A 20,950-nucleotide genomic window follows, 5' to 3' on the forward strand; every position below is an offset into this window, starting at 1 on the left:
GGGGTTGGGTCCGGACGCTGTCTGTGTTATCGCGCGGGCGCGAGCGGCTCGGCGTGAACCCCTGTGATCGCGCTGTTTTGCCCGTATTTAAGGGGGCAAAACAACCTTCCTGTGGAGTCGGTCACATATCCGTAACGACGTTGAACGCGCCCGTGAATCGCTTCGTGAAACCGAGAGGAATCCATGTGTTTAGGGGCGGAGATCGGGGGCAGCAGAATGCGGGGACCTGTTCACTTGAATTTGCTCCCTGTATTTACGGGCCATGCTATGAATTGTTTTGCGTCAAAGAGGAGCGGGGAAGGTGCTGCCGACTCTCTCCGGCCGCTCGCCGCGCACGTTCACAGGTCCACCTGCCGGCCGTGCCCCGATCGGTGGCGCGGGCCCGGCGTCCGGGCCTTCGGCCGAGCCTTCCGAGGCCCCGGGTCACCGCCGTTGTAAGCCTCGTACAGTGCAGGGCATGAGCGATGACACGGTGCTGCATGTGAAGGGGCGGGTGCTCGTCGGACCCGAGGACGTCCGGGACGAGGTGTGGGTGGTGGACGGCCGCATCACCTACGACCGCCCTCGCGCCGAGGCGGTCACCGTGCACGGCTGGGCCCTGCCCGGACTCGTCGACGCCCACTGCCATGTGGGGCTCGACCGCCAGGGCCCGGTCGACGAGGCGACCAGCGAGAAGCAGGCGCTCACCGACCGGGACGCGGGCGCCCTGCTGCTGCGCGACGCCGGGTCTCCCTCGGACACGCGCTGGATCGACGACCGCGAGGACCTGCCGAAGATCATCCGGGCAGGCCGCCACATCGCCCGCACCCGCCGCTACATCCGCAACTACGCCCATGAGATCGAGCCCGAGGATCTGGTCGCGTATGTCGGGCACGAGGCCCGGCGCGGCGACGGCTGGGTCAAGCTCGTCGGCGACTGGATCGACCGGGAGGCCGGTGACCTGACCGCCTGCTGGCCCCGCGACGCGGTGGAGGCGGCGATCGCGGAGGCGCACCGGCTGGGCGCGCGTGTGACGGCCCACTGCTTCGCCGAGGATTCGCTGCGCGACCTCGTCGAGGCCGGGATCGACTGCATCGAGCACGCGACGGGACTCACCGAGGACACGATCCCGCTGTTCGCCGAGCGCGGCGTCGCGATCGTCCCGACGCTGGTCAACATCGCCACGTTCCCGGGCCTGGCGGCGGGCGGCGAGAGCCGGTTCCCGCGCTGGTCCGCCCATATGCGCAGGCTGCACGAGCGCCGCTACGACACCGTGCGTGCGGCCTACGACGCGGGCATCCCGGTCTTCGTCGGTACGGACGCGGGCGGCTCGCTGGCGCACGGCCTGGTCGCCGACGAGGTCGCCGAGTTGGTGAAGGCCGGTATTCCACCGGTCCGGGCGCTGTCGGCCACCACTTGGGGCGCTCGGCAGTGGCTCGGCCGCCCGGCGCTGGAGGAGGGCGCCCCGGCGGACCTGGTGGTCTACGACGAGGACCCGCGGGCCGATGTCCGGGCGCTCGCCGCGCCGCGGCGGGTGGTGCTGAACGGGCAGGTCGTGGGATGAAACGGTCCTGCCGCCGACAGGTCACCTCGGCCGCCGACAGGTCACCTCGGCCGGCGGCCGAGGCGCGGCGGCCCGCGTCCGGGCCGTCCCGGGCAGTGTGCTGACCGAGCGTGACCCGGCAGGATCACCCGTCGTCGAGGCCTTCTTCCGCGCACCCGTCCAGAGGATCGGCGCACGCCCTTCGGCCGTGACGGATGTGGTCAAGGGGAACACCCTTGCCTCAGGAATCGAATATTGACGCGGAAACCCCACTTTAGGGTGAAGTCACCTCAGGCACCGGTCAGTTCACTCTTCGTGCGTAAGGATTCGGGGTGTCTTCGTCCCCGCCGCCACGTGTCCCCGTGGGTGGCGGGCGACGCCATGTCTCTTGTGGGGGTTCCACCACCGTGAACAGCAACACCTTCCGCCTGCCCGCCAGTGTGCCCGCACGCAAGGCAGCCGCCGCGACAGCCGCCGCCGCACTGGCCGCCGTCCCGCTGGCCTTCGCGGCACCCGCGCACGCCACCGGGGGCGAAGGACGGGCGAACGCGGTTGTTCTCCGTACCGACCTCGACGTCTCCCTGGTCGACACGGCCGGCGACGTGCCGCTCAAGGCCACGCTCAACGAGGTGCGGGCACCCCGGAGCGCCGAGAAGACCACGCTGAGCGTGCAGTTGGACGGCGTCGACAAGGGGCGGCCGTTCCAGGTGTTGCGCGCCGACGTGGCCAACGCGAGGGCCACCGTCGAGGACGGCAGGGCCGCGGCGTACAGCAATCTCGTGCGGGCACGGGTCCATGTGCCGGGACTGCCCCTGCTGTCGCTCGTCGAGGTCGAGAAGGCCACCTCCGAGGCCGTGTGCGAAGCGGGCAGGAAGCCCGTCGCCACCTCCAACGTGCTCGGCCACGTCAAGGTGCTCGGCGAGAAGGTGACGCTCAGTGCGTCCGGACCGACCCGTGTCGAGGTGCCCGGTGTCGGAGAGGTCACGCTCGACCTGTCGACGACGCACACCACGTCCCGCACCGCCGCCGCGACGGCTCTGCGGCTCACGGTGTCGGTCGACCCTGTTGAGCTCAACGTCGCCGAGGTCACCGGTGAGGTCACCCTCGCCGAAGCCGCCTGCACAGCGCCCGACGCCCCGAAGGAGCCGGTAGACGAGCCGACGGCGGAACAGCCGTCGAAGGCCCCGGCCAAGAACATCGCGGCGCAGTCCGGGCAGGAGCCCGACGAGAATCTGGCCGAGACCGGCGGCAGTTCCAGCACCCCGTACATCGCGGGCGGCGCCGGACTGCTGCTGGCCGCCGGTGCCGCCGCGATGGTCCTCACCCGCCGCCGCTCGCGCTCCCAGGACTGAGCCGCCCCGTACCGGACGGGCCCTTGCCGGAGGGCCCGTCCGCGTGCGCCCGGCGGAGCGGTGCCGAAAGGAGGCCCCGGTCCGCCGCGTCCAGCCAGCCGCCTCGGTCCGCAGCGTTGCGTAGGCCGGCCTCGGCGTCCGCAGCGTCCAGTCGGCCGACGCCGAGGGGAGGCCCCGGTCCGCCGCGTCCTGCAGGCCAACTCAGCCCGCGCGTCCCGCAGGCCAACTCAGCCCGCGCGTCCCGCAGGCCGGCATCGGCCCCGGTCCAGCCGGGAGGCCCTCGGCCCACCGGTCCAGCGGGTCGGCGTCAGCCCACCATGACCAGGGCTTGGTCCAGGGCCTGAAGGAAACGATTCGTCGTCGCCCGGTCCCGTACCGCCAGCCGCAGCCAGCCCCCGTCGAGCCCCGGGAACGTGTCCCCGCGCCGGACGGCGAAGCCCAGCCCCCGCAGCCGCTCCCGCACCTGCGACGCACGGCGGACCCGCACCAGCACGAACGGGCCCTCGGCGGCCTCCACCACCCGTACCTCGTCGAACTCCGCCAGACCGGCCAGCAGATGCGCACGGTCCGCGGTGATCCGGCGTGCCGCGTCCTCGGCCTCCGCCAGCGCCGCACTGCCCATGCACGCCTCCGCGGCCACCAGCGCGGGCGTGGACACCGGCCACAGCGGCTGCGCCCGCTCCAGCGCGGCGATCGTCTCCGGCTCGGCCAGCACATAGCCGATCCGCAGCCCCGCAAGGCCCCACGTCTTGGTGAGGCTGCGCAGCACTACCAGACCGGGTATGTCGGTGCGCCCCGCGAGCGCCTCCGCCTCGCCGGGCACCGCGTCCATGAACGCCTCGTCCACGACCAGCAGCCGCCCCGGACGCGCCAGTTCGGCGATCCGCGCGGCGGGATGCAGGACGGACGTCGGATTGGTCGGGTTGCCGATCACGACCAGGTCCGCCGACTGCGGCACCGCTCCCGGGTCCAGCCGGAAGCCGTCCTCCTCGCGCAGCAGCACCCGGCCCACCTCGTGGCCCGCGTCCCGCAGCGCCGCCTCCGGTTCCGTGAACTGCGGATGCACCACGACGGGCCTGCGCACCGGCAGTGCCCTCGCGAGCAGGACGAACGCCTCCGCCGCACCCGCCGTCAGCAGCACCCGCTCCACCGGCAGCCCGTGCCGTGCCGCGACGGCGGCGCGTGCCGCGCGCCCGTCCGGATACGCCGCGAGGGAGGCCACGGACGCGGCGACGCGTTCCCGCAGCCATTGCGGAGGCGTGCCGGTGCGGACGTTGACCGCGAGGTCGACCAGATCAGCGCCGCCGTCGCGGACTTCGGCGTCCCCGTGGTGCCGCAGGTCGTGCGGCCCGCCGGAGGGCTCGGGGTGCTCGGGGTGGCCCCGGTCGTCAGTGCGCGTGAACATGGCCGCCGCGCAGCGGTACGGGAAGACTGATCACAGGGGTCTCCTCGATGTGTGGGGGGTTGAAGAACGCACGACGGTCATCATGTCCCCTGCCGCCGGATACCGGCAGATGTCGGAGACGTACGCCGCGGTCGGCGCACGATGGCGCACGTCACACCCGCGGGCCGTCCCACCGGACACGACCGGCGCTTGGGCACCAGGAGTTCGCCGCCGCCCGCCAGGGCCGCCGCCTCGGCGACCGACGGCGTCCCCACCGCGGCCAGCGCCGCCGCGGACGGTCCGCGGACCGGGACCTCGGCGAGTCGCGCGGCGGAGTACGTCACCAGGGGAACGCCCAGCCGTCCGGCCGCGCCCACGATCCCCGGTTCGCCGGCCTTGACGTCGAGCGTGGCGACCTCGACCACGTCGGCCGCCGCCAGGCCCGCCCCGCGCAGCGCCGCGAGGACGAGTTCCACCACCTCGTCCACCGGGACACCGCGGGACGCACCCAGGCCGACGACGAGAGAGGTCGAACGTGTCATGGAGCACTCCTCGAAGGTCGGGGCGACCGGGTCAATCCGGCGCGGCAGCAATGTGCACGGGGGCGGGTCGATGGGCTAGCAAGGGCGCATGGCGGTGTTCGTCGCGCTCGGCGCGTTTCTCATGACGCTGTTCGGCGGCTGGATGGCGCACCGCGTCACCGACCGCAGACACCTCGTGCTGGGCCTCGCGGGCGGCCTCATGCTCGGTGTGGTCGGACTCGACCTTCTGCCCGAGTCGTCCGAGGCGGCGGGCCGGCCGGTGTTCGGCGTACCGCAGGCGCTGCTGCTGTTCGCCGGCGGCTTCCTCACGGCCCACTGCGTGGAACGGCTGCTGGCCGTACGGCAGGCCGCGCACGGCGGGGAACGCCGCGTACCGCAGGTGGGCCTGACGGCCGCCGCGGCGATGGTGACCCACAGCCTCATGGACGGCATCGCGCTCGGCGCCGCCTTCCAGGTCGGCGGCGGCATGGGCGCCACCGTCGCACTCGCCGTCATCACCCACGACTTCGCCGACGGCTTCAACACGTACACGCTCACCAGCCTGTACGGGAACACCCGCCGCAAGGCGGTCGTCATGCTCGTCGCCGACGCGCTCGCGCCGGTGATCGGCGCGGCGACCACCTTGCTGTTCACTCTTCCTGAGGAACTTCTCGGCAGCTACCTCGGATTCTTCGGCGGCGCGCTGCTCTACCTCGCGGCCGCCGAGATCCTGCCCGAGGCGCACCACGAACACCCCGCCCGCTCCACGCTGTTGTGCACGATCGGCGGCGTCGGCTTCATCTGGCTGGTGGTCGGCCTCGCCGAGTGAACCCTCCCGCGTCATTCCCGGCACGCCTCGGCGAACCGGGCGGCGACCTCGGGCCGCGATGCCCAGTGCGTGTGCAGATAGCTGGCATGCACGCCCTGTTGCACAAAGCCCTCGACCCGGCGCTCCGGACGGACCATGCCCCACGCGGGCGTCGGCCCGGCCCCGGGCTCCAGCACCGTGCGGTGGAACTCGTGGCCGCGCAGGCGCGTGCCGGCCGCGGCCAGGGGGCTGTCTCCCACGGCGACGGCCTCCCGGTAGCCGAGGGTGAGCCGGCCCGTCATGCGCGCATCCGCGTCCAGCACCCCGCACATCGGCTTTCCGTCCAGGGAACGGGCGAGGTACAGCAGCCCGGCGCACTCGGCCGCGACCGGCGCACCGGACCGCGCCAGCTCGGCGACGGCCTTGCGCAGTGGTTCGTTCGCCGAGAGCTCGGGCGCGTACACCTCGGGAAAGCCGCCGCCGATGACGAGACCGCGGGTGCCGTCGGGCAGTTGTTCGTCCCGGAGCGGGTCGAAGGTGACGACCTCCGCCCCGGCGGCCCTCAGCAGCTCGACATGCTCGGCATACGAGAACGTGAACGCGGCGCCCCCTGCCACCGCCACGACCGGTGTCGGGCGGTCGTTCGGCGGGACTGCGGGCACCCCCCGGGCGGAGCTCCGGGGGAGGGTGGGCACATCCCGACCACCGGCGGTCGGCGGCCCCACGACCGCCGGGTCCCATGCCTCCGCGTGCAGGGCAGGAGCGCTCCGGGCGAGGGCCAGCAACGCGTCCAGGTCGCACCCGGCCCGCACCCGCTCCGCCATCGCGGCGACCGCGTCAAGAGCCTCTGTCTGCCGCTCGGCGACCGGCACCAGCCCCAGATGCCGCGACGGCGTCGCCATGACGTCCGCACGCCGCAGAACGCCCATCACCGGCACGCCCGACTCCTCCAGCGCCTCGCGCAGCAGACGCTCGTGCCGGTCGGTGGCGACCTTGTTCAGGATCACCCCGCCGATTCGCACTCCGGGATCCCACGACGCGAAACCGTGCACCAGCGCCGCCACCGACCTCGACTGCGAGGACGCGTCCACCACCAGCACCACCGGCGCCCGCAGCAGCTTCGCGACCTGTGCCGTCGAGGCCAGTTCGCCCTGGCCCGCGGCGCCGTCGTACAGACCCATCACGCCCTCGACCAGCGCCAGTTCGCAGCCGCGCGCGCCATGTGCGAAGAGCGGCGCGATCAGCTCCGTACCGCACAGGTACGCGTCGAGATTACGCCCCGGGCGTCCGGTGGCCAGTGCGTGGTAGCCGGGGTCGATGTAGTCGGGACCGACCTTGTGCGGTGAGACCGCGAGGCCACGGCCGGCGAACGCGGCCATCAGCCCCGTCGCCACCGTGGTCTTGCCCGCGCCGGAGGACGGCGCGGCGATGACGAGACGTGCTACCACTCGATGCCCCGCTGGCCCTTCTGGCCGACGTCCATGGGGTGCTTGACCTTCGACATGTCGGTCACCAGGTCGGCGAAGTCGATCAGTTTCTGCGGGGCGTTGCGACCGGTGATCACCACATGCTGGGTGCCGGGCCGCGTGCGCAGCACCTCGACGACCTCGTCGGTGTCGATCCATCCCCAGTGCATCGGATAGGCGAACTCGTCGAGCACGTAGAGCTTGTACGTCTCGGCGGCCAGGTCCCGCTTGACCTGCTCCCAGCCCTCGCGCGCCTTGTCCTCGTTCGACAGCTCGCCCTCGGCCGTGGGGCGCTGGATCCACGACCAGCCCTCGCCCATCTTGTGCCAGGCGACCGTGCCGCCCTCGCCGCTCGCGCCGAGCACCCTGAGCGCGTTCTCCTCGCCGACCTTCCATTTGGCCGACTTCACGAACTGGAAGACCCCGACCGGCCACCCCTGGTTCCAGGCCCGCAGCGCGAGCCCGAACGCGGCGGTCGACTTGCCCTTGCCGATGCCGGTGTGCACGAACACGAGCGGACGGTTGCGGCGCTGGCGGGTGGTGAGTCCGTCGTCCGGTACGACGGACGGCTGTCCCTGCGGCATCAAGCGGCCCTTCTGCTGTTTGCGGATACGGTGCGAACGTCCTTGACGAGACCGGCGATCGAGTCGGCGCGCAGCTCGTCGAGCGTGACGGCGGCGCCGCCGAGTTCGCCGGCGAGGGTGCCGGCCAGACCGAGCCGTACATAGCCGGACTCGCAGTCCACGACGACCGATGCCGTCCCCTCGGCGGCGTGCAGCCGCGCAGCCCGCATGGCGAGCGCGAACGCGTCACCCGCACCCCGTGCCGTGGCGCGGCCGTCCGTCACCACGACGAGCAGCGGGCGGCGCGAGGGGTCCCGCAGGCGCTCGACGCGCAGCACCTCCCGCGCCTTCAGCAGGCCCGCCGCCAGGGGCGTACGGCCGCCCGTGGGAAGCGACTCCAGCCGGGCCGCGGCCGCGTCCACCGACGACGTCGGCGGCAGCACCAGCTCCGCGTCCTTCCCGCGGAACGTGATCAGCCCGACCTTGTCACGCCGCTGGTAGGCGTCCAGCAGCAGCGACAGGACCGCGCCCTTGACCGCGCTCATCCGCTGCCGTGCCGCCATGGATCCCGAGGCGTCCACCGCGAACAGCACGAGGTTGCCCTCGCGCCCCTCGCGGGTCGCCTGCCGCAGATCGTCCCGGCGCAGCACCAGCCCGGGGCCGCTGCGCCCACGGGCCCGCTGGTGGGGCGCCGCGGCCTGCACGGTGGCCGCCAGGTGCAGTTTGCCGAGCGCGCCCCGCGGCCGCCGGGCACCCGTCGTCCGCCCGTGCTCGGTACGCGCCCGGGACCTGCGGCCCGAGGCGCCCTCGCCGAGACCGGGCACGCTCAGCACCTTCGCGCGGAACGGCTCCGAGGCCCGTACGGGCTGCTGCTCACCGCTCCCGGCCCCGGGGGCCGGCGTGGGTTGCGGGGCCTCCTCGGAAGGCTCGGAGGGCTCGGCGGACTCGGGTGACGCGTCAGGGCCCTGGCCCTGCGGAGGCACCCCGCCCCCGCCGCCGGGCCCGCCGCCGTCAGGACCGTCGCCGTCGGGTCCGGGATCCGGGTCCGGGTCGGGCTCGTCCTCGCCGAATTCCTCCAGCGTCCGGTCGAGCTTGTCCTCGTCCAGGCCGGGGGCGTCGAAGGGATTGCGCCGCCTGCGGTGCGGCAGGGCGAGCAGCGCGGCCTGCCGTACGTCGTCGGCGGTGACCTCTCGCCGGCCGGCCCACGCGGCCAGCGCCGTCGCCGTACGCGCCATCACGATGTCCGCGCGCATGCCGTCCACCTCGAAGGCCGCGCAGGTCGCCGCGATCTGACGCAGCACGCCGTCACCGAGGACCACGCCCGGCAGCAGCTCCCGTGCCGCCACGATCCGGTCCCGCAGCGCCGCCTCCTCGTCCGCCCAGCGCGCCGCGAAGCCCGCCGGGTCCTCGTCGTACGCCAGCCGGCGCCGTACGACCTCCACCCGCCGGTCGGGGTCCCGGGAGGCGGCGACCTCCACCGTCAGGCCGAAGCGGTCCAGCAACTGCGGCCGCAACTCGCCCTCTTCGGGGTTCATGGTCCCGACGAGCAGGAAGCGCGCGTCATGCCGTACGGAGACGCCTTCGCGCTCCACGTAGGAGGCGCCCATGGCCGCGGCGTCCAGCAGCAGGTCGATCAGGTGATCGTGGAGCAGGTTGACCTCGTCGACGTACAGGATTCCGCGGTGCGCGTCCGCCAGAAGCCCGGGCTCGAAGGCCTTCACCCCGTCCGCGAGCGCCCGCTCGATGTCGAGCGCCCCGACGAGCCGGTCCTCGGAGGCGCCGACGGGCAGTTCGACCATGCGCGTGGGCCGGTGCTGCGCCGGGCTGTTGCTGTGCGGTCCGTCCGGGCACCGGGGATCGGGCGCGGCCGGATCGCAGGCGAAGCGGCACCCCGCCACCACCGGGACGGCCGGCAGCAGGTCGGCCAGCGCGCGTACCGCGGTGGACTTGGCCGTGCCCTTCTCGCCGCGGACCAGGACACCGCCCACCGCCGGGCTGACCGCGTTGAGCAGCAGCGCCAGCCGCAGGTCGTCCATGCCGACGACCGCGGTGAACGGATAACGGGTGCTCATGCTCACTCCTTGACGTGACGGGATGTCACCAGGGGACGGGACCGGTGGGGCCTGCGGGGCGCTCACGGTGCCCCCGGCGGGACGAACGGCAGCCCGTCCGGCGGGCCCTGCTCGATCAGCCGCAGCAGCGCGTCCGTGTCCGCGTGCTCCTCGATCAGATCGCCGAGCCGGTCCAGCTGCTCCTCGCGCAGCGCACCGAAGCTCGTGTCCGGCGCCGGTACGAAACGGCGGCCCGCCTGCGCGGCGATCCGGCGCAGGAACGCCCGGCGGAAGCCGTCGCTCTCCAGGGAGCCGTGCCAGTGCGTGCCCCACACCGACCCGACCCGGCAGCCGTCCAGGAACGCCTCGCCGCCGAGGACTTCGGCGACGCCGTGGTGGATCTCGTAGCCCTCCACCCGCTCGCCGAGCGCCTCGCCGACGGGGCGGGCAAGGGTCTTGTCGTGCGCGAACCGCACCCGTACCGGCAGCAGTCCGAGCGCGTCGACGGCACCGGCCTTCGACTCGACCTCGTCCTCGATGCGCTCCGACAGGACCTGGAAACCGCCGCAGATGCCCAGCACCGGCCTGCCCTCCGCCGCCCGACGGACCAGAGCGTCCGCGAGCCCGCGCTCCCGCAGCCACGCCAGCGCCCGTACCGTGCCGCGCGTGCCCGGGACGACCACCAGGTCGGCGTCCGCCAGTTCTTCGGCACGGTCCACGAAGCGCACCACGACACCCGGTTCGGCGGCCAGCGCGTCCACATCGGTGAAGTTCGACATCAGCGGCACCGCGCACACCGCGACCCGCAGCACGTCCTCGCCGACCGGCGGAGCCACGACCGACTCCCTGACCGCCCCGCGCAGGGACACCCGCAGCCCGTCCTCCTCGTCGATGCCGAGCCCGTGCGCGTACGGCAGGACGCCGAACGTCCGCCGCCCGGTGAGCCCGTGCAGCATGTCGAGCCCTGGCTCCAGCAGCGTCACGTCCCCGCGGAACTTGTTCACCAGGTAGCCGGCGACCAGCGCCTGGTCCTCGGGTGCGAGCAGCGCCGTCGTCCCGAAGAACTGCGCGAACACCCCGCCCCGGTCGATGTCCCCGACCACGAGCACCGGCAGCCGTGCGGCCCGCGCGATGCCCATGTTCACGATGTCCGTGCGCCGCAGATTGATCTCGGCCGGACTGCCCGCCCCCTCGCAGATCACCGCGTCATACGTGCCCCGCAGCTCCTCCAGGCACGCCAGGACCGGCTCGAACAACTCCCGCTGCCTGCCGCCGTGATAGCCCCTCGCGCTGAGCTCGCCGACCGGCCGGCCCATCAGCACGACCTGACTGGAGCGGTCGCTGCCGGGCTTGAGCAGCACCGGGTTCATCAGCGCGGTCGGCTCCACGCGGGCCGCCTGCGCCTGCATCGCCTGTGCCCGTCCGATCTCGGCGCCCTCGCGCGTCACGAACGAGTTCAGCGACATGTTCTGCCCTTTGAACGGCGCGACCTTCACCCCGCGCCGCACCAGCCAGCGGCAGATCCCGGCGGTGACGACGCTCTTGCCCGCGTCCGACGTGGTGCCCGCGACCAGCAGTCCGCCACCGCTCATGTACGCCTCCCCCTCATGGCTCCGTAGGCGAGCCGCGCACCCGCGCACGCCACCAGCGTCAGCACTCCGATACGCCGCGACAGCCGCACGGCCCGGTCGATGTCGCCGAACTCCACCGCTCGGCCCTGCCCGCCCAGCACGGGCCGGTGCTCGACGCGGCCCCCGTACGACAGCGTCCCGCCCAGCCGGACGCCGAGCGCGCCCGCGAACGACGCCTCCACCGGGCCCGCGTTGGGGCTCGGATGCTTCGCCGCGTCGGCGCGCCACACGCGGACCGCCCTGCGCGGATCCGGGCCCGCCACGGCGGCGAGCACCGCGGTGAGCCGTGCGCCGGGCCAGCCCACCACATCGTCGAGGCGCGCGGAGGCCCAGCCGTAGCGCCGGTGGCGCGGCGACTTGTGGCCGACCATCGCGTCCAGCGTGTTCACCGCCCGGAAGCCGACGAGCCCGGGAACACCCGCGACCGCGCCCCACACCAGCGCGCCGACGACGGCGTCCGAGGTGTTCTCGGCGACCGACTCGACGACGGCACGGGCGATCTGCTGTTCGTCCAGGGCCTGCGGATCGCGCCCGCACAGATGGGGCAGCCGCGCGCGGGCCGCCTCGACGTCCCCCGCGGCCAGTGCCTCGCCGATGACGCGGGCCTCCCGGCCCAGCGTGGTGCCCCCGACCACGGCCCAGGTGGCGGCCGCGGTCAGGGCGACGGACGCGACGGGGGAGCGGCGCACGGCACGGGACGCCAGCGCGCCCAGGGCCGCGGCGCCGCCGGCGCACACGGCGGTGTGCAGAGCGCCCCAGCCCCGGTGGTCGCGCCACAGCAGGCGCTCCGCGGCGCCCGCGGCCCGCCCGAAGGCGGCGACGGGATGCCCGCGGCGGGGGTCGCCGACGAGCAGGTCACCGGCGAGGCCGACGGTGGCGCCGTACACGAATACACGGTCGGCACGCATCGGGTCAGTGGTCCCGCAGGTGGTGTCCGGCGGACAGGGCTGAACGGCAGCCAGGCATGGTGAGGTCCTCACTCAGGGTCCGCGCCCTGGTTCGACGTGACCGGCGGTGAGAGTTCCTGGCTCCCCGGCGTGTGCGCCGGGTGACAGTGGCGGGACCGCGCCGGATTCGCACCGGACTTCCTCTTCTGCCGCCGTATTTGGCCCCGGCAGTCCACCATGCCCGCGAACGCCCGTCAACTCACCCTTGACCTGCGGCGGGACAGTGTGCGAAGCCCCACATCCCGGATGCGCCGAAGCCGGGCCGGAGGCACGCGGGGTGCCTCCGGCCCGGCTCCGAGCGGGACGGCGTCGTCAGCGGACGACAGGAGTCAGCGGGGTCAGCTGACGATGAGATAGATCCCGTACGCCACGGCCGCGGCGCACAGGGCGAAGCAGGCGTAGGCGCCGGTGCGGACCATGGTGGCCGATCCGCCGTTCGCGCTCGCCGTCTCGTGCTTGGTCAGGCCCACGATGCCCAGGGTGAACAGGCCCACCAGGGCGACGGTGGCGATGAGGCTCACGCTGAACACGGAGCCGAGAGCTGCCCAGTCGATCTTCATGCTGATGATTCCTTACACCGTGGCCGGACGGACCGGCTCGGGCTCGGCCGGCGGGGCGGCCGGGGCCGGGATGGTGGTCTTGAGCTCGCCCGCGGGCGGCGGGGTGACGGCCGCGATGGCCGCGGTGACGACGCCCGCCGGCTCCCCGTCCGAGACGTCGTTGACGTTGGTGTGGTCGACGACCTGGCGGCGGGAGACGAACCAGATGGTGACGCAGGACGCGACCAGGAAGACGGCGACGGCCGCGACGCCCCAGGAACCCTGCTTGGTGACGAACTCCGAGCCCGCCGCGACGAGACCCGCGGCCGGCAGGGTCAGACCCCAGGCGACGAACATCCTGGTCGCGGTGGACCAGCGGACCACACCGCCCTTGCGGCCGAGACCCGCGCCCATCACCGCGCCGGAGCACGAGTGCGTGGTCGACAGCGAGAAGCCGAGGTTGGAGGAGGCGAGGATGACGCTCGCCGCGCTGGTCTGGGCGGCGAAGCCCTGCTGCGGCTGCAGGTCGGTCAGGCCCTTGCCCATGGTGCGGATGATGCGCCAGCCGCCGAGGTAGGTGCCGAGGGCGATGGCGACACCGGCGGAGACGATGACCCACAGCGGAGGGTTGGAGCCCGGGGCGATGACGTTCCCGGCGACCAGGGCCAGGGTGATGATGCCCATCGTCTTCTGCGCGTCATTGGTGCCGTGCGCCAGCGAGACGAGGCCGGCGGAGCAGATCTGCCCGGCGCGGTAGCCCTTGGCCGTGGCCTTCGGGTCGGCGTTCTTGCCGATCTTGTACGTCAGCCGGGAGGCGAGGAACGCCGCGACACCGGCCACGAGAGGCGCGGCGACCGCGGGGATCAGGACCTTGGTGACGACGACGCCGCCGTTGACCGCGTTGAAACCGGCGGAGGCGACGGTGGCGCCGATGAGGCCGCCCATCAGGGCGTGCGAGGAGCTGGACGGCAGACCGATGAGCCAGGTCAGCAGGTTCCAGAGGATGGCGCCGACGAGCGCCGCAAAGATGACTTCAGGGGAGATGCCTGATTCGTCGACGAGGCCACTGGAGATCGTCTTGGCGACCTCCACGGACAGGAATGCACCGACGAGGTTCAGAACGGCGGACATGGCCACCGCGGTCTTGGGCTTCAGGGCGCCGGTCGAGATGGTCGTCGCCATCGCGTTGGCGGTGTCGTGGAAACCGTTCGTGAAATCGAACACGAGAGCTGTCACGATCACAATCGCGAGCAGCAGCGTGATGTGTTCCATTTACCCAGGCAATCGTTTGACGTCATTGACTCGGCGACCGTAGGCAACCTGGGTGAACGGAAGATGAACTGGGTCCGGCTCCATGGTGTCGTTAAGTAGGTAGCGGACGTTCCGTTTGTCCTTTCGGCACCCGTTGACAGCACCCGGCGTTCACTCGAACACACTCTGTCGCGTCCGCCGTCCCTGTCGGCCTCCGAGCCCTGACTGCCAGGATCGTCGCCATGACTGATCACGCGCGACAGGACACGATCGAACAGGCCTGGCAGGACGTCGTCGCGACGGCCCGCAGAACCGCCGCGGAGGGACTGGTCGTCGGCACGTCCGGCAACGTCTCCGTACGGGTCGGCGACCTCGTGCTGGTCACGCCGAGCGGGGTGCCCTACGACCGGCTCGGGCCACGTGACGTCGTCGCCGTGGACCTCGACGGCCGGCAGACCATCGGCACCCTCGCCCCCACCAGCGAGCTGCCGCTCCACCTGGAGGTCTACCGGAACACACCGGCCGCGGCCGTCGTCCACACCCACGCCGTGCACGCCACCGCCGTCTCCACGCTGGTGCCCGAGCTGCCGCCGATCCACTACATGACGGCGGCCCTCGGCGGCCCGGTCCGCGTGGCGCCCTACGCCCTGTACGGCACGCCCGAACTGGCCCGCGCCATGCTCGCGGCCCTCCGGGACCGCACGGCCTGCCTCCTCCAGAACCACGGCACGGTCGCATACGGCACGACGCCGGCCGAGGCGTACGACAGGACGGCCCAGCTGGAATGGATGTGCCAGGTCTGGCTCACGGCCTCCTCGGTCCCGCCGCTCACACCGCGACTGCTGTCCGAAGAGGAACTCGCGTCCGCCGCCACCCGCCTGACCACCTACGGCCAGCCCGGGCTGCCGCGCGGCGGTGATTCCGGTGGTCCCCCGGGCGAAGCGCAGGGGGGAATGTGAGGACACGGCGTACGGGGGTGTAGCCCGGAAGCGCGTTGAGGCGGCGATCGGGTGCCCGCGCGGCGGTGATTTCAGCTCGTCTGGTGTCTGAGGCCATTCGCCTGGGGCTGGCGGCTGTGGGAGGCGCTTCGTCTCAGGCGGCAGGGTCCGGGGTGGAGCCCCGGGCGCGGTGAGGCGGCTATCCGCCGCCAGCTGCTCGCGCCCGGGCGGCGGTGATTCCAGCTCGTCTGGTGTCTGAGGCCATTCACCTGGGGCTTGGCGGCTGTGGGAGGCGCTTCGTCTCAGGCGGCAGGGTCCGGGGTGGAGCCCCGGGCGCGGTGAGGCGGCTATCCGCCGCCAGCTGCTCGCGCCCGGGCGGCGGTGATTCCAGCCCGTCCGGCGTTTGAGGACACTCCCCCTACGGCCCGGTGGCCGGGGGAGGCCCCATCCGAAGAGTGGTACGGGGCCTGGGGCGAAGCCCCAGTTACGGGAAGGGGCGGGGTGGGGAAAGACCTCCCACCGAGATCCACCCCTCCCGCCCACTGGCACCCCCGCCCGCCCCCGTCGACACTGGACCCGTGCGCCCCGCTACAGCGACGGCAGCGGCCGTCACCACACTCATCGGCGTCGGCGCGGCGGCGGTCGCCGCCGGCCGTCACGCGTGCAGCGCCGCCCTCGGGGCGCCCATCCGCCGCCCTCTGCCGGGCGACCCGAGGCTCACCGTGCACGAGACCGGCCCCGCCCGCGTGACGCTCACCCGCAGCCTCGCTTCCCTGCGCCCGGGGACGTACGGACTTCAGGGCTCCGGGGTCCACGCCGTCGTCGGGCCCGTGCTCGACGAGGTCACGCACTCCGCTGACACGGTCGTACGGCGCCTGGAGCGCGCCGCCGACGGGGGGCTCCGGCCGGGCAGCCGGGTCCGCTTCACGCCGCAGGTGCACAGCGGCAACCCCGCCGACGCCCTCGGCATCCCGTACGCCGACGTCCTCGTCCCCGGCGAACTCGGCGCGCTGCCCGCGTGGTTCGTGCCAGGTGCCCGCAGCACCTGGGTGATCACGGTGCACGGCATCGGCACCACCCGGGAGCACCCGCTGAACCTGCTCGCGTTCCTGCGCGACCACCAGTTCCCCGTGCTCAACCTCGCCTACCGCGGCGACGAGGGCGCCCCCCGGCCGCCCGACGGCCTGAGCCACCTCGGGGACTCCGAGTGGCGCGACCTCGACGCGGCCGTACGGCACGCCGTGCGGCACGGCGCCGAACGCGTCGTCGTCCACGGCTGGTCCACTGGTGCCTCGATGGCCCTGCGGGCCGCCGCCAACTCGGGTCTGCGCGACAGGATCAGCGGACTCGTCCTGGACTCCCCGGTCCTCGACTGGGAGGCGACCCTGCGCGCCCTCGCCACCGCCCGGCGCACCCCCGCCCCGCTGCTGCCGCTCGCGGTGCGCGCCGCGCTCGGCCGTACCGGCCCCCACGGCGACCGCCTCGCCGAGGCCGCCGACCCGCTCGCCGTCCGCGTCCCGATGCTCATCTTCCACGGGCCGGACGACACCCTCGCCTCGTGGGAGCACTCGCGCCGCCTGGCCGCCGGCCGCCCCGCTCTGGCCACCCTGCACACCGTCCCCGGCGCCCCGCACGCGGCGATGTGGAACGCCGACCCCATGGCGTACGAAGAGGCCCTCCGCCGCTTCCTCACGCCTCTCATGTAGCTCACACAGCCGCAGGCGGGAAACGTCAAGGGCCCGGCGCCCCACGTTCCGTTTGGGCTTTCGGGCCGTCAGCGGGAAGACTGCTCCCCGTGACGTCCCGAAAGCCTGATGAGCAATTGGCGCGCAACTCCAGACTCCGTCTTGTCCGCCCGCGATCGCTGGCCACCGCACGACGGGCCGTGACGACCCGGCGCACCCGTCCGGCGCCCCGCCCGCCGGAGGGCACCCCCGCTCCCGCCGAGCTGGCCCGACAGGCCCGCGCGGTCCTCGCCGACGCCGTACGCATCGCTCGGTGGGCCGCCGCGGGCGTGGCCCCCTCCCTGCCCGAAGGGCCGCCCGGAGGCCACCCGGCCACGGTCCCGTCGGCGATCGGCGCCCAGGAACGGGCGGCTGCCGCACTGAACCTGACGCCGGACCAGGTGCGCGCGGGCTGGGACCGTGCCCGCCTCGCCGGTCTCGTCGAACTGCACGGCGGCACCGCACGCCCCGGCTGGCGGCTGCGCGCCTGGGACCGGGACGACATGGCCGTGCTGCGCGGCTGGGTCGCCCTCTTCGACGCCTGGTCGCTCGCGCACCCCGCCCCCGAGGTCGTCGCACCCACCGCCGTGGCCGAGGTCGTCGAGGCCGTGCCCCAGGTGCTCTCCCTCCTCCAGCTCTCGGCCGGACCCGTGCTCGTACCGGCCCTGCTCGATCTGCTGCAGCAGCGCGTCGCCGAACTGCGTGAGGAACGCTGCGAGGTCCCCTACGGCCCCCGCGGCGAGACGCCCTGCGCTGCCGGCGAGCAGCCCGCCGCCGGCCCCGCCGCGCCCGCCTCGCCGGTCACGGCCGGCCCCGGTGACGGCGACGTTCCCCTCTCCCTGTTGCTCGACTGGGCCCTGGAAGGACTGGCCGCCATCGGCGCGCTGACCCTGGAGCGCGGTCAGGCCACGCTCACCCCCCTCGGCAACTGGGCGGTGTGGGTCAAACTGGAGCAGATCTGCGTCGCCGCCCAGAGCCCCGCGGGCAACATCGAGCAGTCCGCCGAGGACATGCTGCGCGGATGCGCCCGCCTCACCCCCGGACCGGCACGCGCCGAGTACCGCGCGTGGCTCGCCGCCCGCACCGTCTCCAGCGCGGTCGGTGAACTCCTCGGCGTCGCCCGCGGCGAGGACGCCCTGTTGCGCGGACTGGCCTTCGAGGCGCTGCGCGTCGTCGGCGGCCCCGCCGAGCCCGAGGTGCGCGCCGCCGCCGCCGAACCGTCCCTGAGGCCCTATGCCTTGCTGTGGCTGGCGGAGTACGAGGGCGCCGATCCCGAGGACGCCGCCGATGTCCTCACCCGCGAAGAGGCCACCTGGCTCTGGGTGGACACCGCGGCCGCCGTCGCCGACCACGGTGAGCCCCAGCTGCTGCTGCGCCACCTCGACTCCGCCGTGCAGGGCACGGTCCCCGCGCTGATCGAGGAAGTCCGGGCCGGCGGGCACCCGCGTACGGTCCAGGTCCTCGTCGCCCTCGCCGCCGCGCACCCGGACCCCGCCCTGGCCAAGGCCGTCCGGCGCGCGGCCTTCCAGGTGCACACCGGTCGCGCCTGACATCCGGCACACCGCACCCGGGGCGGCGCAGCGCTACGAGGACTCCGCCGCCCCCGGTGTGTACGTACCGAAGCTCCAGATGTTGCCCTCGACGTCGCGGGCCATGTAGTCCCGCGCCCCGTAGTCCTGGTCGGTCGGCGGCATGACGATCTCCGCGCCGTGCTCCACCGCGGTGCCGTGGTGCGCGTCCACGTCGTCGACATGCACGAACACCCCTGCCGGACCGGCGTCCTGCATCAGCTTGTCGAACTCGCTGCCGGTGCCCCTGCTGCCCAGCATCACCATGCCGTTCCCATACGTCAGCTCGGCGTGCAGCACCCCGCCGTCCTCGTCCTCGTACACCGCGTGTTCGGTGAAGCCGAAAGCCTCGGTGAGCTGTCTGATCGCGGCCTTGGCGTCCGTGTAGACCAGCGTGGGACAGATGCTCGGCGACTGCGTCATCCCGATCACTCCTCACTCGCTCGACGACAGGATGGTGATCTGCGTCTCAGTCTGGCACCGCCCACAGACAATCCCGGCCCGCAGCGGCCGCGCCTGTCAACACCGCTCCGTACGGCTCAGGCGAACGTGTCGCAGCGGCCCCTGCCCCGTGCCGCGGCCGGTCGCGAACGACCGCCGCGTCCGCGCCGCCGGGCCATTCGTCCCGGCCTTCGGGGCGTCCCGGCCCTGGTGGCGCTCCCGGATCCGCCCGCCGGCCCCCGGCCGCCGATCGCCGCCCCGCGCCCGGACCGTCGCGGCCGTCCGCCCCCGTTCGGGCGGGCTGCTTCACGGCTGCGCGCCATGCGCTCACCGGGCCGCAGAGCACCCGTCCGGCAGCTGTCGCAGCCGGAAAAGCACTTGCCCTGCCCCGTTAGACTGGCCCGTATGGCAATTCTCCTTGTGCATTAGACGGCGTCGAAGCGTCGCTGCGCCCGTCCCTTCCGCCGTCCCACCGCCCTGGAGTATTTCCCCGTGATCACCGCATCCGGTATCGAGCTGCGCGCCGGCGCGCGCGTCCTCATCGAGTCCGCCTCCTTCCGTATCGCCAAGGGCGACCGCATCGGCCTCGTCGGCCGCAACGGCGCGGGCAAGACCACCCTCACCAAGTGCCTTGCCGGCGAGGGCATCCCCGCCGCAGGCACGATCTCCCGTTCCGGCGAGGTCGGCTACCTCCCGCAGGACCCCCGCACCGGCGACCTCGACGTCCTCGCCCGCGATCGCATCCTCTCCGCCCGCGGACTCGACCTGCTGATCCGCAAGATGCGCCAGAACGAGGACCGCATCGCCAACGGACTGGGCGCCACGCGGGAGAAGGCGCTCAAGCAGTACGAGCGCCAGGAGACGGAGTTCCTGACCAAGGGCGGTTACGCCGCCGAGGCCGAGGCGGCCACCATCGCCGCCGCGCTGGGCCTGCCCGACCGGGTCCTCGGCCAGCCCCTGCATACGCTCTCCGGCGGTCAGCGCCGCCGGGTGGAGCTCGCGCGCATCCTCTTCTCGGACGCCGACACCCTCCTGCTCGACGAGCCCACCAACCACCTCGACGCCGACTCGATCGTCTGGCTGCGCGACTACCTGAAGACGTACCGCGGCGGGTTCATCGTGATCTCCCACGACGTCGACCTCGTCGAGACGGTCGTCAACAAGGTCTTCTACCTCGACGCCAACCGATCGGTGATCGACGTCTACAACATGGGCTGGAAGCTCTACCAGCAGCAGCGGGAGGCCGACGAGAAGCGCCGCAGGCGCGAGCGGCAGAACGCGGAGAAGAAGGCGGCCGCCCTCAACTCCCAGGCCGACAAGATGCGTGCCAAGGCCACGAAGACGGTCGCCGCGCAGAACATGGCCCGCCGCGCCGAGCGCCTGCTGTCCGGCCTCGAGGACATCCGGATGGCCGACAAGGTCGCCAAGCTGCGCTTCCCGGAGCCCGCACCGTGCGGGCGGACCCCGCTGACCGCCGAGGGCCTGTCCAAGTCGTACGGGTCGCTCGAGATCTTCACCGATGTCGACCTCGCCATCGACAAGGGCTCGCGCGTCGTCATCCTCGGCCTCAACGGTGCGGGCAAGACGACGCTGCTGCGCCTTCTCGCCGGCGTCGAGAAGCCCGACACCGGCATGGTCACCCCCGGTCACGGCCTCAAGCTCGGGTACTACGCCCAGGAGCACGAGACCCTCGACCCGGACCGCACGGTCCTGGAGAACATGCGTTCCGCCGCGCCCGACCTCGACCTCGTCGAGGTGCGCAAGACGCTCGGCTCGTTCCTCTTCTCCGGTGACGACGTCGACAAGCCGGCCGGGGTGCTCTCGGGTGGTGAGAAGACCCGCCTGGCGCTGGCCACGCTCGTCGTCTCGTCGGCCAACGTCCTGCTGCTCGACGAGCCCACCAACAACCTGGACCCGGCCAGCCGCGAGGAGATCCTCGGCGCGCTGCGCACCTACAAGGGCGCCGTCATCCTCGTCACCCACGACGAGGGCGCCGTCGAGGCGCTGGAGCCGGAGCGGATCATTCTGCTGCCGGACGGTGTCGAGGACCTGTGGGGTGCGGACTACGCGGACCTGGTGGCGCTCGCCTGACGCGGTCGGGCGGCATCCCGGGCGCTGTTGATCCACTCCGTATGGATCATTCGGCCTACGCGTGATCCGTCATCTGTGTGAGAGCGTCTCGTACCGCAGTGTGGCGGCTGGCCAATTGCCGCGTTCCGGCCTCCCGTCCCGGTGTGTCCTCCG

General features: G+C 73.0%; 16 protein-coding genes, 1 pseudogene and 1 riboswitch. Of the genes and pseudogenes, 7 read left to right on the forward strand and 10 right to left on the reverse strand.

Annotated elements, in window-relative coordinates:
* The first annotated feature begins 457 nt into the window (after window positions 1-457).
* Together J7E88_RS15910 and J7E88_RS15915 are read left to right on the forward strand one after the other, a co-directional pair.
* Entirely contained in the window at window positions 458-1,543 is a 1,086-nt protein-coding gene (locus J7E88_RS15910) for an amidohydrolase family protein (protein ID WP_215181354.1), read from the forward strand.
* A 386-nt stretch (window positions 1,544-1,929) separates the two neighbouring features.
* Window positions 1,930-2,874 carry an SCO1860 family LAETG-anchored protein gene (locus tag J7E88_RS15915; RefSeq protein WP_215181356.1) on the forward strand — a complete coding sequence of 315 codons (945 nt, stop codon included), beginning with the start codon at window positions 1,930-1,932 and terminating at the stop codon, window positions 2,872-2,874.
* A 307-nt stretch (window positions 2,875-3,181) separates the two neighbouring features.
* Here the strand turns inward: J7E88_RS15915 and cobC are convergent, their stop codons facing one another.
* Window positions 3,182-4,279, reverse strand: a complete 1,098-nt coding sequence (gene cobC / locus J7E88_RS15920) for an Rv2231c family pyridoxal phosphate-dependent protein CobC (protein WP_215181358.1) — start codon at window positions 4,277-4,279, stop codon at window positions 3,182-3,184.
* A gap of 122 nt (window positions 4,280-4,401) precedes the next feature.
* Window positions 4,402-4,794 (reverse strand): annotated as a pseudogene (locus J7E88_RS15925) (cobalamin biosynthesis protein); the annotation flags it as partial.
* A gap of 94 nt (window positions 4,795-4,888) precedes the next feature.
* On the opposite strand from J7E88_RS15925, the gene J7E88_RS15930 reads away from it, so the two are divergent.
* Window positions 4,889-5,608, forward strand: coding sequence for a ZIP family metal transporter (locus tag J7E88_RS15930; RefSeq protein WP_215181362.1), 720 nt, complete (start codon window positions 4,889-4,891; stop codon window positions 5,606-5,608).
* Between the two features lie 11 nt (window positions 5,609-5,619).
* Here J7E88_RS15930 and J7E88_RS15935 read toward each other — a convergent pair whose 3' ends face one another.
* The 7 genes from J7E88_RS15935 to J7E88_RS15965 all read right to left on the reverse strand — a co-directional run bounded on the left by J7E88_RS15935 (window position 5,620) and on the right by J7E88_RS15965 (window position 14,056).
* Complete coding sequence (locus J7E88_RS15935) at window positions 5,620-7,035, reverse strand: cobyrinate a,c-diamide synthase (protein WP_215181364.1); 1,416 nt, start codon at window positions 7,033-7,035, stop codon at window positions 5,620-5,622.
* Entirely contained in the window at window positions 7,029-7,637 is a 609-nt protein-coding gene (gene cobO, locus J7E88_RS15940) for a cob(I)yrinic acid a,c-diamide adenosyltransferase (RefSeq protein WP_215181366.1), read from the reverse strand. Before cobO ends, J7E88_RS15935 begins: the two co-directional genes overlap by 7 nt.
* Window positions 7,637-9,688 (reverse strand): putative cobaltochelatase, encoded by a 2,052-nt coding sequence (locus J7E88_RS15945; protein WP_215181368.1) that lies wholly within the window; start codon window positions 9,686-9,688, stop codon window positions 7,637-7,639. The genes cobO and J7E88_RS15945 overlap by 1 nt, the downstream gene beginning before the upstream one ends.
* A 62-nt stretch (window positions 9,689-9,750) precedes the next feature.
* Window positions 9,751-11,259 (reverse strand): cobyric acid synthase, encoded by a 1,509-nt coding sequence (locus J7E88_RS15950; RefSeq protein ID WP_215181370.1) that lies wholly within the window; start codon window positions 11,257-11,259, stop codon window positions 9,751-9,753.
* Window positions 11,256-12,206 (reverse strand): cobalamin biosynthesis protein, encoded by a 951-nt coding sequence (locus tag J7E88_RS15955; RefSeq protein ID WP_215181372.1) that lies wholly within the window; start codon window positions 12,204-12,206, stop codon window positions 11,256-11,258. Before J7E88_RS15955 ends, J7E88_RS15950 begins: the two co-directional genes overlap by 4 nt.
* A gap of 89 nt (window positions 12,207-12,295) precedes the next feature.
* A riboswitch (cobalamin riboswitch) is annotated at window positions 12,296-12,438 on the reverse strand.
* 145 nt (window positions 12,439-12,583) lie between these two features.
* The gene (locus J7E88_RS15960; protein WP_215181373.1) at window positions 12,584-12,805 is read right to left on the reverse strand and encodes a hypothetical protein; all 222 of its coding nucleotides are present in this window, start codon (window positions 12,803-12,805) and stop codon (window positions 12,584-12,586) included.
* A 12-nt stretch (window positions 12,806-12,817) separates the two neighbouring features.
* Window positions 12,818-14,056: an inorganic phosphate transporter gene (locus J7E88_RS15965; RefSeq protein WP_215181375.1), complete on the reverse strand. Its 1,239-nt coding sequence runs from the start codon at window positions 14,054-14,056 to the stop codon at window positions 12,818-12,820.
* 221 nt (window positions 14,057-14,277) lie between these two features.
* On the opposite strand from J7E88_RS15965, the gene J7E88_RS15970 reads away from it, so the two are divergent.
* The 3 genes from J7E88_RS15970 to J7E88_RS15980 all read left to right on the forward strand — a co-directional run bounded on the left by J7E88_RS15970 (window position 14,278) and on the right by J7E88_RS15980 (window position 18,247).
* Complete coding sequence (locus J7E88_RS15970) at window positions 14,278-14,994, forward strand: class II aldolase/adducin family protein (protein WP_215181377.1); 717 nt, start codon at window positions 14,278-14,280, stop codon at window positions 14,992-14,994.
* A gap of 557 nt (window positions 14,995-15,551) precedes the next feature.
* Entirely contained in the window at window positions 15,552-16,679 is a 1,128-nt protein-coding gene (locus J7E88_RS15975) for an alpha/beta fold hydrolase (RefSeq protein WP_215181379.1), read from the forward strand.
* 89 nt (window positions 16,680-16,768) lie between these two features.
* On the forward strand, window positions 16,769-18,247 hold the full coding sequence (locus tag J7E88_RS15980; protein WP_374196279.1) for a hypothetical protein: 1,479 nt from the start codon (window positions 16,769-16,771) through the stop codon (window positions 18,245-18,247).
* 33 nt (window positions 18,248-18,280) lie between these two features.
* On the opposite strand, the gene J7E88_RS15985 is transcribed toward J7E88_RS15980, so the two are convergent.
* Window positions 18,281-18,688 carry a VOC family protein gene (locus J7E88_RS15985; protein WP_215181381.1) on the reverse strand — a complete coding sequence of 136 codons (408 nt, stop codon included), beginning with the start codon at window positions 18,686-18,688 and terminating at the stop codon, window positions 18,281-18,283.
* 510 nt (window positions 18,689-19,198) lie between these two features.
* Here J7E88_RS15985 and J7E88_RS15990 point away from each other — a divergent pair.
* Window positions 19,199-20,797 (forward strand): ABC-F family ATP-binding cassette domain-containing protein, encoded by a 1,599-nt coding sequence (locus J7E88_RS15990; RefSeq protein WP_215181383.1) that lies wholly within the window; start codon window positions 19,199-19,201, stop codon window positions 20,795-20,797.
* Window positions 20,798-20,950 lie beyond the last annotated feature (153 nt).

This window comes from Streptomyces sp. ISL-10 (assembly GCF_018614575.1).
Lineage (GTDB): Bacteria > Actinomycetota > Actinomycetes > Streptomycetales > Streptomycetaceae > Streptomyces.